Source organism: bacterium (assembly GCA_035308905.1).
Classification (GTDB): domain Bacteria; phylum Sysuimicrobiota; class Sysuimicrobiia; order Sysuimicrobiales; family Segetimicrobiaceae; genus DASSJF01.
Window position 1 is genome coordinate 18,356 of record DATGFS010000044.1, and the last position, 15,553, is coordinate 33,908.

The following is a 15,553-nucleotide window of genomic DNA, read 5'->3' on the forward strand; positions in this document are numbered from 1 at the left end:
CCGGCGTCGCGAGTCCGGCGCGCGGGTTAGAACGGGAAATGCGTCAGCAGGAAGAATCCGTTGTCCCCCAATGTGTCCACGTCGTACGAGAAGGACATGCTCGGGCTCACGAGGTACTCGAGCCCGAGCACAGTATAGGACTGCCCGGCCAGCGTCGGCCGCGTGTACGGACCCGGCAGCACCGTCGGCGTCGAACCGGGCGACGTCGCCTGCGCGAACACCTCGGTCAACGTCACGTAGAACTTGGCCGTGAGAAACTTGCCGATCCGCAGCGTCACCGGGCTCTGGGTGTCATAGGAGACCGTCAGCTCGTCCAGGTGCAGGGCCCGCTGAATCGCCGAGGTCACGGACCCGATCAGCAGCCGCCCCAGCTCCCGTCCCGCAAGCCCGGTCGGCGTTCCGGCTTCGCCGGTCGCGCCGAACACGAGCGCCAGGATGTCGCTCTGGCTCATCGGCGGCTCGGAACTCCACACCACCGACGGGTTGGAGAGCGGTCCCGCGACGTCCACGAACACGCGGGTATCGCCGATCTGACCCTGGGCCCGCGCCGTCACGAGCGGCGTGAGCCCGAGGCCTTCCGAGAACGTCGCCCGCCCCTCGAGCACCGTGAACGCGGTGCCGAAGAGGTTCACGCTGCCGCCGTCGGACCTGACCTCACCGGAGAGCTTGGGCTGGGCCAGCGTGCCGCCGGCGTGGACGCTGCCGGTGAGCGCGAGCTGTACGGGGCCCTCGCCGTACGACACGGCGGCGCCGGTCCCGACGGTGACGTCGAGATTGACGGGCGGCGCCGGCGTCTGCGCGAGCGGCGCGCCGCCGCCGGGCACCGACCCGGCGTAGGTCACGCGGCCGCCCGACACCGTCACCCCGCCCGAGAGCAGCGGGCCGCCGGCCGGTCCTTTCAGCGCGAGGTTCGCGTCGACGCGGCCGGTGTACACCCCGGGCACGTCCACGTTCAGCTGCCTGGCGGTCAGGCCCAAGTCCAGCGTCTGAGGCCGGAAGTTGCTCACCGCGGCGGTGCCCTGGATCGCCAGATGCCCGCCTCCGATGTCGGCCGAGACGTTGTGCACTTCGACCAGATCGTGGGAAAACGTGATGTTCGCGGCGATGTTCTCGAGCGGCGTCCGCATCGGCGCCCACCGCATCCGGCCGCCCGTGGCCTGCACGGATCCGCTCATGGTCGGCTGGGCGACCGTGCCGCCGACCGACACTTCCCCGGCCACCGTGCCGGACGCATCCTGGATCGCCGGCGTCACGAGCGTCAGAAGGCTCAGGTCGGCGTCCTCGAGGTGCAGCGCGAGCCGGAGCGCGCCGTGAGGATCGAGGGCGAACCGGTCCCCGGCAACCGGCAGCGTCCCCTCCACCACCAGCCGGTGGCTGCCTTTCGCAAGCATCCCATCCTGAATCGTGATCGTGCCGTTCTTGTAGTAGGCCAGCGCCGCCACCCGGTCGACCGTCGCGCCGGGCACCCCGGCGTCGCTCGCCTCGAGGGACAGACCGGCGGTCGGATTGGCGGCCGGCCCCGTCCACTGCATCGTGAAATCCACGCTGCCGACGAGCGGCTGCTTCAGATGGAAGATCGGCACGAAGATCGCCGGGTCGAGACTGCTGGCAGACAGCTCCACCGCGCTGGTGCCGTTGAGGCTGACCTGGCCGCGGGCCGCGATGCTGCCGCGCCCCGGATGGAGCTCAAACACCCGGATGTCGATCGCGCCGTGGCTCAGCACCAGGTCCGCGGCCCCCGTACCGGCCGGCACGCCGCCGATGCTGGCGCCGCTGAGCGCCAGTGTCAGCTGCGCCGACGGATCGCGCAATGGCCCGGCCAGCGCGACGTCCCCGTCGATCAGCCCCTCGACCTTCGCCGGCAGCCGCAGTCCCGCGGCGTCGACCAGCGTGGCGATGCGGCCGTGGGTGACGTGGAGGTTCAAATCGGCGGCCGGCTCGCCCACCCAGGACACGCTGCCGGTCAGGCTGTAGCTCGCATCGCCCTGCACAAGATCGAGCGGCGAAAGCCGGACCTGGCCGCTGCGGTAGTCCACGATCCCGGATGCGGAGAACGCCTGCCCCCGCATCCACAGGTCCGGCGACAGGAGACGGCCCTGGAACTCGGGGTCGGCGAGCGTGCCGGTCACGCGGCCGTCCACCGTGACCGTGCCGTACGGCACGACGCCGAACCGGGTCAACAGGGACACGTCGGCCAACCGGATGCGATCGGCCTGGAAATTGAGATCGAGCGGTCCGCGGGGATCCACCGTGCCGGACGCGTGCACGTACGAGCCGTTGGCCCGCGCGTCGAGCCGGGTCACCTGGATCACCCCGCCGCCGCCGGCCAGATCGGCGTCGGCCTGATCGACGATCTGTCCGAGCACGCTGCCTCGCGTCAGCGCGACGTAACCGGCCACGGACGGACGGTCGACCGGACCGTTGACGCGCACGCGCCCGGAGAGCGTGCCGGTCACCGTGTCGATGCCGACTGTGTCGCGGAGGAAGGACTGCGCCGGCACGCCTTCCGCGTCGATCGCCACGTCCCGGGCGATCAGCGGCCGCAGCGCGAGCGCGCCGCTCACCCCATAGTATGCGCCACCGTTGTAGAGGTCCGCGTGGGTCGTCGACACGAGGCCGGAGGTCGCGTTGAGGGCGCCGGTTGCGAAGGTGTACGACAGCGGACCGAACCGGCCGTCCCAGGCCGCGACAGCACCCGACAGCGCCGGCGACGCCATGCTTCCGCCGATGTGGCCGTCGAACCGGCCGGTGCCGCTCAGTTCGGACGGCGCGAGCCCGGTCCGCGCGGCGACCGTCCCGAGGGGCAGGTCGTGGCCTTCGGCGGCCAGCGCGAGCGTCCCGTCCGGCGCGATGGACCCCGACGCGTAGACGGTCGCGGGTCCGGCTTGAACGCGGAGGTTGTCGAGAAGCAGCGACCCGTTGTCGTCCCAGAACAGCGCGGTCAGGCTGTCGAAGGTCTGTCCGCCGAGGCTGCCCCGGCCGAGCGAGACGTCTCCGAGAACCTGCATCCGGGAGCCCTGCCCCACGCCGGCGACCGCGCCCGACCCGCGCGCGGTCAGGCCGTCCGCGATCGGCAGCCCCGCGCGGGGAAGCGTCGCGGCGTCCACGTTGTCCGCCGTCGCCGCAAAGGTGTAGGAAGGCTGCGCGGGCGAGAGGTTGACGACCGCGTCGCCGGCGAGGCGTCCGTCGCCCACACCGACCGACAGGTCCCGCAGTGACAGCACGCCGTCGTCATAGGCGAACCGCGTGGTGAGGCCGGCGAAGTCCTGACGATTGAAGCGGCCGTCGGCGGCCGCCACGGTGCCCGAAAACGAGGGGGCGCTGACCGGACCGGAGATCCACATGTCGCCGGTCGCCCGTCCGGCCAGCGTCATGCCGGTGCCCGGGAAGAACAGCGTGCGTGCGCGCGCGAGGTCGAGGCGCTGCGAACGGACGACGAGGTTCAGCCACGGATCGCCGGCGTACGAGACGTCGCCGCGCACCCACACCGGCGAGTCGCCGGCGACGAGCGTCAGACCGTCGGTGGAGACGTGCCCCGACGTGACCTGCATCTCGCCGCGTACGTGCCGGAGGCCCGTCGCGGCCGGCCGGTAGAGGGTGTCCGCGTCGTCGAGCCGGATCGACGCGGTGTAGTCGACGTTGACGCCGGCCGCGGAGGGCGACGCGAGCAGGTGGACGCGGCCGGAGAACTGCCCGCCAAGCCACCGCAGCGCGCGAAGCCGGACGAGATACCCTCCCCAGTGCCGTACCGATCCCCGATCGACGGTGATGTCGAAGTCATAGGTGCCGTCGACCGCCGCATAGCGGCCGTGCACCGCGGCCTGCTCGCCGTCGGTGCTGCGGCCGCCGAGCGCGATCACCAGCCGGCCGTCGGACCCTGAGGTCAGCGTGCCGTCGATGCGTTCGAACCGCGTGACAAACGGCGGCGACTCCACCCCCCAGGAATCCGCGTAGGCGATGACGCCGCCGTGCACGACGATCAGCCCGTGGAACGCCGGGCCGAGCGGACTCTCCTGCTGCAGGAGCAGGTCCGTGAGGTTCCAGTTTCCGCGGGTGTCACGCACGAGCTCCGCGTGCGGGGTGGTCAGGTCGGCGCGGCTGACGCTCGCCAGCACGTCCCGCGGATGCCGGACGAGATCCCACAGCGACAGGGTGAGGTGGACGCGGTCGACCGAGAACGCCGCACCGCGGCTGAAGCCGCCCCGCTCGGCGATGACCAGATCGCGCAGCTCGATGCCGTCGACGAGGTTGCCGCCGACCCCGCCGAGCGCGACCGCGCGGCCGAGCGAGTGGCCGAGACGCGAGACGATCGCCTGACGGATCGCATGCGCCATCCAGCCGCTCGAGACCACTCCGGCCCACCCGGCGCCCGCGAGGACGGCGAGCACCGCGAGCGCGGCGATGCCGCGACGGATCAGCCGGACGCGCGCAGTCGGCGGTGAGTTCATGTGGGCATCGGCGCGCCGCGCGGGGCGGAACCCGTCAGTGCGTCCCTCCCTTGGCGATCACGATGGGAAGCTGAACCCGGCCGCGCACGACCCACGGCGTCGTCCACTGCGCCGACGGTCTCGCCGGCGCTGCGCCGGCGCTGTCCGTCCGCGGCGGCAGCCCGCCCATCAACTCGACGACGACGTCGGTATTCTTGTCGCCGGTCTCAAAAGCCTTGACGGCGTCGGCCAGCGTGCGCACACCGGCGTTCGGGGGGCCGGGCGGAGCGGCGGCCGCGCCGGCCGGCGCTCCGCCGCCCGCCCGGACGACGATCGTCGTCGGCCCCGCGACCGCGTTCGCCGGAATGGTCAGCGCGACGTCCTGCGTCTGCGGCGCGGCGCGGAACGGACGGACCGTGACGCGGACATGCACCGTGTCACCGGGGGCCACCGGGTCGTGCGGTCCGGTCGCCTCGACGATCGACGCCGTCTCCTGCGCGGATGTCACGCGGACGTCCAGATCGATCGACGTCGGGCCGACGTCCTTGAAGTCGTTGTCGAACAGCAGGTTCATCGCCTGCGGCAGCTCGGCGAGCGCGCGCCCGGCGATCCCGCTCGAGCCGTAGAACATGTTCTCGCGGACGACCGGCTTCGACAGTCCGCGCCCGTAGAGCGCCAGGCGCACCATCGCGGTGCCCTGCCCGCTGCGGTTCAGGGCGCGCTCGATGGCGCCCTGCGAGCCGACCTGGACCACGATCGGCGCGATTTCCGTGTTCGGAATCACCTGGAAATTGTAGGTGTGATCGGCGCCGCTGTCCGCGTCGATCACGTGGACGCGGACCCCAAACATGCGCGGCAGGACGCCGATCGTGCCGCCGATCCCGGCCGGTCGGTCCTGCGATACGATGCCGACCGGCGCGCCGACGGCGCCGATCTTGATGTTCTGCTGCTGCCCCTGCACGACCTGAAAGATCTTCGCGTTCATGAGAAGGTAGCCGGCGGGCCCGATGCCGGTGAACGGATGCCCGAACGCGAGGATCCGGTTGCCGTCCCGGTACGTCATGGTGCCGATGGCGTAGGCCGCGATGTCGCCCTTCAGCAGCGCGACGCCGATGGCGCTGCCCGGCTCGAGCGGCAGGGATGCGGGAACGTTCGCCTCCGATCCGCCGGCGACCGGCGTGAGCCCCATCGGCGCGAGGACGTTCGCCAGGGCCTGAAGGCCCGCGCCGCCGATGCCCGACACGAACAGCGGCGTCTCCGCGGGAACCGCGACGAGCGTGTCGCGGAGGAACGGGCGCGCGCCCCGCGCCGCCGCCGCGGCGCCGCCCGCGGCTGGGACGACCACGCGGCGGACGATGCGCCCGGCGAGGCGCGTGGGAGCCAGCGCGTAGACGCGCGGCACGGATGTGGCGGCCGCGAGCCGGCCGCCAACCGTGAAGCCAACGCTCGACTGGGCCGGTGCCGGCAGGACGCGCAGCATGTCTTCGATCGGGGTGAACAGCCCGACGGTTGGGTCGGACGCCTGGAACGTATACGAGAGGGCGCCCGCAAGTTTGCCTTCGAGGTAAATGGGACTGCCGCTCATGCCCGCGGCGATTCCACCGACGCTCTGAATCGCCGGGCCCGACGCCCGAAACAATACGAGGTCGCCCGCGGGACCCGCGTTGTGCAATATCCCCAGTACCCGGACGTTGAACGGGACGACGGACGTCCCGATGATGACGGTCTTCCCGACGCCCGTCATGCCGACCGCGATCGCGTGCGCCGGCATGATGGCGGGCGCCGCCACGCCCGGCGTGGCGATCATCCCGAGCCCAAGCACGGATACGGCAACGAGCACGGCCGCGGCGCGCGTCCCGGCGGCCATGGAATCAACGCGGGCGGCCCCTCTGGCCGGCTGTCTCGTCACGGCACGCTCCCCTTCACGGTCATCGGAATTTGATACTTGCCGAGCACGACCCAGTCGGTCTCGAGCGTGGTGCCCGCCGGCGACTCGAAGCTGGGATTCGCGTTGGCGCCCACCGCCGTCAGCACAGCCTCCGGCACCAGCTGAATGATCAGGTCCGTGTTCTTGCCCTCATTCTCGAACTGGTCGATCGCGGCTTGGAGCGATTCGGCGCCGCTCGGCGTGCTCTCGGCCGCGACGAGCGCCTGGAACTTGTCCGCGGGCAACGACGAATCGTTGAGCGAGCCCGCGGTGCCGACGAGCAGAAACGCCGCGCCCTCCGGGAAGTCCTTGGGCACCGTAAACGTGACCGTCCGGGTCTCGGCCTGCTCGCCGCCGAACGGCCGTACCCGCACCTCGATCTGCACGCGGTCGCCGGGGTGCACCGTCCGGAGGTTCGGCCGCGCGCCCACGAGCAGCGCCATGTTGGTTTTGGTGGTCACGGCGACGTCGACCGTCATGTCGACCGGGTCGAGCTCGCTGAAGAAGTTGGTGAAGAGCAGCTGCGTCGCCGCGGGGATGTCGAGCGCAGCGGCCGTGGCGATGTCGCCGACGTCGTAGGCCAGGTCCTCCCGTACGACCGGCGATTTGAGGTTCCGGGCCCGCAGGCTGATGCGGACCGCGGCGGAGCCGCCCGCGACCCGGTCAAGCCCCCGCTGGATGAGGCTCAGCACGGCGCTCGGCACGAGGCTCTCGGCCAAGTCCTGGCGCCGCACGACCTGCGCGCCGAACGAGTGCGCGGCACCGGTGTCGAGGTCGCGGGTATTGACCCGGATCGCAAACGCCCGCGGGAAGCGCCCGAGCACCCCGGCGATCCCGGTCGTCCGGTCCTGCGTCAGCGTGCCGGTCGCCGGCCCAAAACTACCCTCTTTAAATGGAAAGTCCAGGGAGCGCACGATCGTGTCGATCCAGGCGCTTGTCATGAACAGGGAGGCGGCGCCGGCGTTCATGAGCGGATGGCCGAAGCCGAGCACCATGTTGCCGCGCCGGTACGTCGCCGTGCCGATCGCGCCGACTTCCACGTCGCCGCGCACGAGCTCGACGCCCAGGGACGCCCCAGGCTCCATCGGCGGCGCGGTGAAGTTCCGGCCCCCGGAGTAGCCTTGGCGCGGCACGAGGTTGAACCGCCGCAGCGCGCGCTCGAGTACCCGCATGCCGCCGGGCGTCACGCCGGCGGCGGTCATCGGCACCATCGCCGGGGCCACCGCCGCGGTCCCCGGCGCGGCGTGCGCGTTGTAGGCCGCCGCGGCGGCGGTCGATCCGACGACGATGACGCGGCGGAGCGGACCGAACGATGTCGCGATCGGCGCGTCGCTCCGGTACTCGCGCGGCCATAACGTCTGCGGAGCCGGGACCGGCGCCGCCAGCGTCTTGAGCATCTGCTCGATCGGGGTCGCGAGGCTCAGGTCCGCGTCGGGGCCGGGAAAGTGGTAGCCGTACGAGAGCGCGCCGGCGAGACGCCCGTTGAGGTAGATCGGGCTGCCGCTCATCCCGGACGCGGTGCCGCCCGCCCCCGTGATCAACGGGCCGCCCGCGCGGAACAAGATCAGGTCCGTGTACGTGTCGCCTTCGCCCTTCAGCACGCCGAGCACGTTGATGTCGAACCGTTGAATGGCCGTGCCGTGGACGACGGTGAGCCCGTACCCCCGCATCCCGGCGTGGACGGCGGAGAGCGGCAGCACGGCCTGCGGATCCGCGCCGGCCGGCGGCAGCCCGGCCGTCACCAGGCTCATGCCGACCGCGACCATCGCCGCCACCGCACGCATCATGCCGCGCACGTCCCCCCTCCGTCCGGCCGCCCCGTCTTCGCGGGACCTCCGCCCGCCGCGTCCGCGGCGTCCGCTATAAACAATACGAGGGGGAGGCCCCCCTCGTCACCACTCCCGAGTGCGGCCCCCGCTATTGGGCCTCGATCACGGCCACGGGGTCGCCGATGTTGACGAAATCGCCGACCCGCACCATCATCTGAATGACTTTACCGTTGGCCGTCGCCCGGGCCGCCGGAATGGCGCTGCCGGTCGACGTGCGCACGAACACCAGCGTGTCGCCGAGCTTCACGGCTTGACCGACGACGGCAAGCTGCAGCGGCAGCACCGAGCCGGAGATGCCCGACCGGACCACGACGTTCGGGGCGGTCTGCGCCGACGCGGTCGTCGTGCCCAGCGGGGGCAGGCCGGCGAGAACCAGGGCCACAAGCGCGATTCCCACAACACCGGCGATCCGGCGCATGTTCACCACCTCTCAACCGCTTGAATATATGCCCGCGGCCGCATCATTATAGGCGCGGCCGGCTTTGACTGTCAAACGCGGAATTCGTCTGGTAAGTTCCGCTCGAATCCGAAGTGGTGCCGCAGCACGCCGACGATGCGCTCGGCCGCGCGGCCGTCGCCGTACGGATTCCGCGCCCGGCTCATCCGGGCGTACGCGTCCGCGTCGGTGAGCAGCTCGCGCGCCGCGGCGAGAATATCCGCCTCGCCGGTGCCGACCAGCCGGGCCGTGCCCGCGGTCACACCCTCCGGCCGCTCGGTCGTCTCGCGCAGCACGAGGACCGGCCGGCCGAGCGCCGGGGCCTCCTCTTGAATGCCGCCGGAGTCCGTCAGGATCAGCGCGGCCGCCTTCATCACCGCCACCGTCGTCGGGTAGTCGAACGGCGCGAACAGGTACGCGCGCGGATGGCCGCCGAGGATCTCGTGCGCCGGCCGCGAGACAGTCGGGTTGAGGTGGACCGGAAAGATCAGCGAGAGGTCGCCGAACTCGTCGAGGAGGCGGCGCACCGCGCTGAAGATGCGGCGCTGCGGCTCGCCCCAGTTCTCGCGACGGTGGGTCGTCATGAGGAGACGGCGGCCCGGGCGCGCCAGCGCCTCGCGCAGCCGCGGCTCCGCCGGCGGGGCCTCGCGGCGCGCGACCTCGAGCAGCGCGTCGATCACCGTGTTGCCGGTGACGGTGATCCGCGACCGCGGCACCCCCTCCCGCTCCAAGTTCGCGCGCGCCGCGGCGGTCGGGGCGAAATGCAGATCCGCGAGGACCGACGCCATCCGCCGGTACATCTCCTCGGGAAACGGCTGGTACTTGTCGTCCGTCCTGAGCCCCGCCTCGACGTGGGCGACGGGAATCCGGCGGTAGAACGCGGCGAGCGAGCCGAGGAAGCACGGCGCCGCGTCTCCCTGCACGACGAGCAGGTCGGGCGCGATCGCCGGCAGCAGCTCGTCGAGCCGGGCGAGCGTGCGCACGGAGATGTCGACGAGCGACTGCTGCTCGGTCATGATGTCGAGATCGTAGTCGGGGTGGAGGTCGAACACCTCCAGCACCTGATCGAGCATGTGCCGGTGCTGGGCGGTGACGACGACGACCGGTTTGAACTCGGACGGGACGGCGGCGAGGGCGCGAACCACCGGCGCCATCTTCACCGCGTCGGGACGCGTACCGAAGACCGCGAGCACCGTCCGGCGGGCGGACGGCCGGCCCGCTCCGCTCACTTCACTGCTCGTTGCTGCCGGCTTCGATGACATGGTCGCCGGCCGCCGGAGCCACCGGCCCGGCGGGAGCGAGCGGCGGGGAGACCGGCGGGCCCGCCGCCGGCTGCAGATCCGCGGCGGTGGATCCCGCCGTCGCGGCCGCGGGCGACGGGACAAGCAGTCCCGTCCTCCGCGCGCCGAGCGCCAGCAGCGCCAGCAGGAGGCCGAGGATCGCGATGATCGGGAACCGTCCGACGCCGGTCACCATGAGCGCGCCCGCGCTCAGAATTCCGGTGACGAGGTAGAGCACCGCCGTCGTCTGGCGGGGCGTCAGTCCGCGCGCGAGCAGCCGGTGATGCAGGTGCTGCGTATCCGCCTCGAAGATCGGCCGGTGGTTGCGCCACCGCCGCACGATCGCGAAGGCCGTGTCCGTGACCGGAACCCCGAGCGCGGCGAGCGCGACGAGGAGGGACAGCGCGGTGTAGCTCTTGTAGGTGCCGAGCACGGACAGCGCGCCGAGCAGATAGCCGAGCAGCATCGACCCCGTATCGCCGAGGAAGATCCGCGCGGGGTTGAAGTTGTACGGGATGAACCCCAAGGCGCCGCCGGCGAGCGCCGCGGCGAGGATCGCCGTCCCGACGTCGCCGCGATGGTAGGACGCGACGAGCAGCGTGGTGCCGGCGATCGCGGCGATCCCGGACGCGAGGCCGTCCACGCCGTCGATCAGGTTCATCACGTTGCACAGCGCCACGATCCACACCACGGTCACGATCGCGCCGAGCGGGCCGACGAAGAACATGCCGCCGAGCGGGTTCGTCAGCACGTCCATGCCGACCCCGAACGGCAGCAGGACGGCGGCCGCGGCGATCTGGCCGATGAGCTTGACCAGCGGTCGCGTCCCGCGGATGTCGTCGAACGCGCCGACCAGCGTGATCACGGTCGCCCCAAGCAGCAGCGCGACGATGGGCCGGTCGATCGCCGGCAGGTACGGCACGACGATCGTGATGCGCTGGGACTCGAACGCGACGTGAATCGGCCGTTCGACCGGCAGCCCGACGAGCACCGCCGCGACAAAGGCCAGGTAGATGGCGAGCCCGCCGAGCCGGGGCACCGGCGCGCGGTGGATGTGGCGGCCGCCCGGCCGGTCGAGGACGCCCATCTGCGTCGCGAGCCAGCCGACGACGGGCGTGAGCAGGTACGCGATGACGAGGCCGAAGGCGCCGGCCACGAGGAACGGGTAGATCGTCACGGCGGCTCCGCTACTCGCCCTCGGTGGCGGTCTGCATCACGCGGGGGGCGCCGAACAACTCGCTCACCGACTGCTCGGCGTGGACGCGCTGGACGGCCTCGCCGATCAACCCGGCCACCGAGATGACCGCGAGCTTGGACGTCCGCTTTTCCGCGGGCACGGGGATGCTGTCGGTGACCACGAGCTGCTCGATCGGCGACCGCTGGATGCGGGCCATCGCCGGCGGGGACAGGATCGCGTGCGTGCAGCACGCGTATACCGACCGGACGCCGCGCTTCATGAGCGCCTCGGCCGCGAGGGCCAGCGTGCCGCCGGTGTCGATGATGTCGTCGACCAAGATCGCCGTCCGGCGGTACACTTTGCCGATCACATGCACGATCTCCGCGACTTGGTTCGGCCGGTCGCGGCGCTTGTCGATGATCGCAAGCGGCGCCCCGAGGTACTGCGCGAACTCGCGGGCCCGCTTGACGCCGCCGATGTCCGGCGACACGATGACGGGATGCTCGAGCGCGAGCGACTTGAAGTAGTCGCCGAGGATCATCCGCGCCGGCAGATGGTCGAGCGGGATGTCGAAGAACCCCCACAACTGGCCGGTGTGGAGATCAACCGTGAGGATGCGGTCCGCCCCGGCCGTCGTCAGCAGGTTGGCGACCAGCTTCGCGGAGATCGGCTCGCGGGGCTTGATCTTGCGGTCCTGGCGCGCGTACCCGAAGTACGGGATCACCGCCGTCACGCGCGCGGCGCTGGCCCGCCGGAGCGCGTCGATGATGATCAGCAGCTCCATGAGCGTCTCGTTTGCCGGCGGACAGGTCGACTGGACGGCGAAGACGTCGAGGCCGCGCACGCTCTCCTCGATCCGCACGCCGATCTCCCCGTCGGCGAACCGGAAGACGTGCATCGCGCCGACCGGCAGACCGAGGTAGGCCCCGATCCCCCGGGCGAGCTCCGGATTACTCGTGCCGCTGAAGATCCGGATCTGCGGGTCGGCCATCGCCCCCTCCTCTCCCTCTCTCTAGTATCCTGTTTTGCCCGGGACGCGGTGCTACCGGCCGCGATGGGTGCCGTTCAGCGAGCGGATCACCCGCGCCGGCACGCCGACGGCCATGCGCCTGGGCGGTACGTCCTTCGTCACGACGGAGCCGGCGCCTGTCGCCGCGTCGCGGCCGATGCGCACCGGGGCGACCAGCATCGAGTCGCTGCCGATGTAGGCGCGGTCGCCGATGGTGGTCCGGTGCTTGCGCCCGTCAAGCCCGTAGTTGCAGGTGATGGTCCCGGCGCCGATGTTGACCTCCGCGCCGATTTGGGCGTCGCCGAGATAACTCTTGTGGTGGACCTTGGTCCGGTCGCCGACCCGCGAGTTCTTCAGTTCGGCGAAGTTGCCGATCTCCACGTCACGCCCGATCACGGTGCCCGGGCGCAAATGCGCGAACGGCCCCACCCGCGAGCCTTCGCCGATCCGGCTCTCCTCGATCCAGGAATCCCACACCCGCACGCGGCGATCCAAGACCGAGTCGCGCACGCGCGCGCCCGGCCCGACGGTGCAGCCGGGACCGATCACCGTGCGCCCGATGAGAAACGTGCCGGGATGCAGCACCGTGTCGCGGCCGACCCTTACGGCGTCGTCGACAAACGTCGTCGCCGGATCGAGCACCGTGACGCCGGCCGCCATCAGGCGCTCGAGCACGCGGCGGCGGAGGATCGCGTCGGCGGCCGACAGATCCGCGTGCGTGTTCACCCCGACGATCTCCTCGGGATCGGTCACCGGCACGACGGCGACGTCGCGGCCGTCCGCGGCGAGGACGTTCACGGCGTCCGGCAGGTAGTACTCGCCCTGGCGATTCGCCGGGCGGACGCGGCGCAGCGCCTGGGCCGTCTCCGGGATGCGGACGCAGTAGAATCCCGCGTTGACCTCGCGGATCGCGGCCTCCTCCGGCGTGGCGTCGGCGTTTTCGACGATCCGGAGGAAGCGGCCGTCCGCCCCGCGCACGATCCGCCCGTAGGGCGGAGTCGGCGACGGCGTGCCCGTGGCGATCGCCGCGGCCGCGCCGTCGCGCACGCGCCTCAGCAGCGTCCGGAGGGTCTCGGGAGAGACGAGCGGCATGTCGCCGTTCACGACGTAGGCCACGGCGTGGCCGCGGAGGCGGGGCACCGCCTGGAGGAGCGCGTGCCCGCTGCCGCGGGGCTCGCGCTGAACGACGTAGTCGACGCCGTCGCCCAGGGCCTCGCGGACCGCACCGTGATCGGGCCCGATGACGACGAGCGGACGCCTCGCGCCGGCGCGCCGCAGCGCGTCGACCGCGTAGGCCACCATCGGCCGTCCGCGGAGCGGGTGCAGCATCTTCGGGAGGTCCGAGCGCATCCTCGTGCCCTTCCCCGCGGCCAGCACCACGGCCGCCGCCCGGCCCGTCCCCGCGTGCGCCAAAAAATGAGCCTCCCGGGCGCCGCCGGTGTCGGCGGCGCGCACCCAAGATTCGTGGCCCCGCTCCGGCCTACCTGCGCGCACGCGCGGCGATGGACCGGCGCCGCGCGGCGGACGCGGCGGCGACGAGGCGCGCGGCCAGCCGCGGAGCGCCGAGAAAATTCACGTGCACGTACGACGCCAGGAGGCCCGGCCGGCAATATCCGTCGAAGCGAGGCGGCGCAGAGACTCCCGCCGCATCCGTCACGCGGTACGCCGCGCCGCGGGCCCGCGGCGCCGGGACGAGCGACGACGTGTGAAATTCGTGCCCCCGCAGCACCGTACCCCGGGGCGCGAGAATCGTGTCGCGGACGGTCTCGGCCAGCACGTACGCCACCCGCGGCCGCGGGCGCAGGCGCACCCACGCCGGAACGATGCCGGCCAGGAGCCGGCGGCCTGGCGCGATGCCGCGCGCGAGATACATGAGCCCGCCGCACTCCGCGTAGATCGGCCCTCCCCTTCCGGCAAACGCCCGCACCGCGTCGAGCGCCGCCCGGTTGTCGGCCAGCGCCGCGGCAAACAATTCGGGATACCCGCCGCCGAGCACGAGCGCCCCCGTCTCCGGCGGCAGCGCTCGATCGGCGAGCGGACTCCACGGTACGACGCGCGCGCCGAGCGCTGCCAGCAGATCGACGTTGTCGGCGTAATGGAACGTGAAAGCGTCGTCCCGTGCCCAGGCGATGACCGGCGGGGCCGCGGGCGGCGCGGCCGCGCCCCGCGGCCCCGCGAGCATCCGGGCCAGCCCGCGCGGCACCGCGGCGCCGCCCCGCCCCGCCCGTTCGCGCGTGACCTCGAGCAGCCGCGTCAGGTCGAACCGGCGCTCGACCTCGTGCGCGAGGCGCGCGAGGAGGCGGCCGAGCGAGCCGGCCTCGTGCGCCTGCACCAGACCGAGGTGCCGCTCCGGGAGCGCCAGACGCCCATCCTCCGGCAGCGAGCCGAGAACCGGCCGGCGTGTCGCGCGCTCCACCGCGTCCGTGACCCAGCGCCGGTGCGTGTCGCCGGCGACGCGGCTCAGGATCCAGCCGGCGATCCGGACGCGCGGGTCGAACACCTGGCATCCCCGCGCGACGGCGGCGACGCTCCTCGCGGCGCGCGAGGCGTCGAGCACGACGACGACGGGCAGATCCAGCAGCCGCGCGACGTGCGCCGTGCTCCCGGTATCGTCGCGTCCGGTCAACCCGTCAAAGAGCCCCATCATCCCCTCGACGACCGCGGCGGAGGGGCCGGCGTGCCGGTCAAACACCCAGCGCACGGTCGCACCATCGAGCAGCCACGCGTCGAGGTTGCGCGCGGGACGCCCCGCGGCGCGCGACAGAAACCCGGGATCGATGTAGTCGGGACCGACCTTGAACGGGCGCACGTCCAGCCCGCGCCGCCGGAGCGCGGCGATCAGTCCCATCGTGACGGTCGTCTTGCCGGCGCCGGTGTGCGCGGCCGCCACGACGAAACGCGACGGCGCTCCGCCGGGGCTCAGGCGGACTTGGGACGCGCGAAGACGGGGATGAGGGCGCTCACCACGATCGCGGTGACGTAGTGGGCGGCGGTGAAGACCTCGAAAAACGATGCGGGCAGGTGCCCGCGGCCGAAGCCTCCGATTCCGAAGAGCGCGAGGATCTGCAGCAGCGGCGTCACGATCCCGGCGATCGGCCCGAGGCCGAGGTACCGTCCTGCCGTCGGGAAAGGCAGCATGAAGATGACGACCGTGTCGATCGTCGCGATGAGGAGGCTCGTGAGCCACAGCGCCGCCACCGGACGCGGCGAGATGCGCGTCCATGCCGCATAGACAAGCCCGGCGAGCACGCCCGCGAGCACACTAGACCAAAACGTCGCCTGGATCGGCGGAATATGGGAGCGGGTCAGCAGTTGGAGGCCGGCCTCGATGAATCCGGCCACGATCCCCGCGGCGACGCCGGCCGCGAGGGCTGATGGGACCGACACACCGGTCGTGCCTCTCGTCCATGCCATCCTGAGACTCCCGCGCGTCCGCTCCATCGTCGTCCCTCGAGCCCGTAGCAGGTC

Annotated in this window: 10 protein-coding genes; all 10 read right to left on the reverse strand. The window is 72.0% G+C overall.

Going from position 1 to position 15,553, the window contains the following annotated elements; all coding sequences use genetic code 11:
- Window positions 1–26: 26 nt before the first annotated feature.
- Window positions 27–4,448: a translocation/assembly module TamB domain-containing protein gene (locus VKT83_13540; protein HLY23483.1), complete on the reverse strand. Its 4,422-nt coding sequence runs from the start codon at window positions 4,446–4,448 to the stop codon at window positions 27–29.
- 34 nt (window positions 4,449–4,482) lie between these two features.
- Window positions 4,483–6,336: a SpoIVB peptidase S55 domain-containing protein gene (locus VKT83_13545; GenBank protein HLY23484.1), complete on the reverse strand. Its 1,854-nt coding sequence runs from the start codon at window positions 6,334–6,336 to the stop codon at window positions 4,483–4,485.
- The gene (locus VKT83_13550; GenBank protein ID HLY23485.1) at window positions 6,333–8,141 is read right to left on the reverse strand and encodes a SpoIVB peptidase S55 domain-containing protein; all 1,809 of its coding nucleotides are present in this window, start codon (window positions 8,139–8,141) and stop codon (window positions 6,333–6,335) included. Before VKT83_13550 ends, VKT83_13545 begins: the two co-directional genes overlap by 4 nt.
- 130 nt (window positions 8,142–8,271) lie before the next feature.
- Entirely contained in the window at window positions 8,272–8,601 is a 330-nt protein-coding gene (locus VKT83_13555; protein HLY23486.1) for a hypothetical protein, read from the reverse strand.
- Window positions 8,602–8,672: 71 nt separating this feature from the next.
- Window positions 8,673–9,848 (reverse strand): UDP-N-acetylglucosamine 2-epimerase (non-hydrolyzing), encoded by a 1,176-nt coding sequence (wecB, locus tag VKT83_13560; GenBank protein ID HLY23487.1) that lies wholly within the window; start codon window positions 9,846–9,848, stop codon window positions 8,673–8,675.
- 1 nt (window position 9,849) lies between these two features.
- Window positions 9,850–11,076 (reverse strand): MraY family glycosyltransferase, encoded by a 1,227-nt coding sequence (locus VKT83_13565; GenBank protein ID HLY23488.1) that lies wholly within the window; start codon window positions 11,074–11,076, stop codon window positions 9,850–9,852.
- 10 nt (window positions 11,077–11,086) lie between these two features.
- On the reverse strand, window positions 11,087–12,067 hold the full coding sequence (locus VKT83_13570) for a ribose-phosphate pyrophosphokinase (GenBank protein ID HLY23489.1): 981 nt from the start codon (window positions 12,065–12,067) through the stop codon (window positions 11,087–11,089).
- A 51-nt stretch (window positions 12,068–12,118) separates the two neighbouring features.
- Window positions 12,119–13,498, reverse strand: coding sequence for a bifunctional UDP-N-acetylglucosamine diphosphorylase/glucosamine-1-phosphate N-acetyltransferase GlmU (glmU, locus tag VKT83_13575; GenBank protein ID HLY23490.1), 1,380 nt, complete (start codon window positions 13,496–13,498; stop codon window positions 12,119–12,121).
- A gap of 67 nt (window positions 13,499–13,565) precedes the next feature.
- Window positions 13,566–14,975, reverse strand: a complete 1,410-nt coding sequence (locus VKT83_13580; GenBank protein HLY23491.1) for a cobyrinate a,c-diamide synthase — start codon at window positions 14,973–14,975, stop codon at window positions 13,566–13,568.
- Between the two features lie 29 nt (window positions 14,976–15,004).
- Complete coding sequence (locus tag VKT83_13585; GenBank protein HLY23492.1) at window positions 15,005–15,499, reverse strand: hypothetical protein; 495 nt, start codon at window positions 15,497–15,499, stop codon at window positions 15,005–15,007.
- Between the last annotated feature and the right edge of the window lie 54 nt (window positions 15,500–15,553).

Excerpts from the sequence above, each read along its gene's own strand:
- VKT83_13540 (HLY23483.1), bottom strand. The coding sequence starts at position 4,448 with ATGAACTCACCGCCGACTGCGCGCGTCCGGCTGATCCGTCGCGGCATC.
- VKT83_13550 (HLY23485.1), bottom strand. The coding sequence starts at position 8,141 with ATGATGCGTGCGGTGGCGGCGATGGTCGCGGTCGGCATGAGCCTGGTG.
- VKT83_13555 (HLY23486.1), bottom strand. The coding sequence starts at position 8,601 with ATGCGCCGGATCGCCGGTGTTGTGGGAATCGCGCTTGTGGCCCTGGTT.
- VKT83_13570 (HLY23489.1), bottom strand. The coding sequence starts at position 12,067 with ATGGCCGACCCGCAGATCCGGATCTTCAGCGGCACGAGTAATCCGGAG.
- VKT83_13585 (HLY23492.1), bottom strand. The coding sequence starts at position 15,499 with ATGGCATGGACGAGAGGCACGACCGGTGTGTCGGTCCCATCAGCCCTC.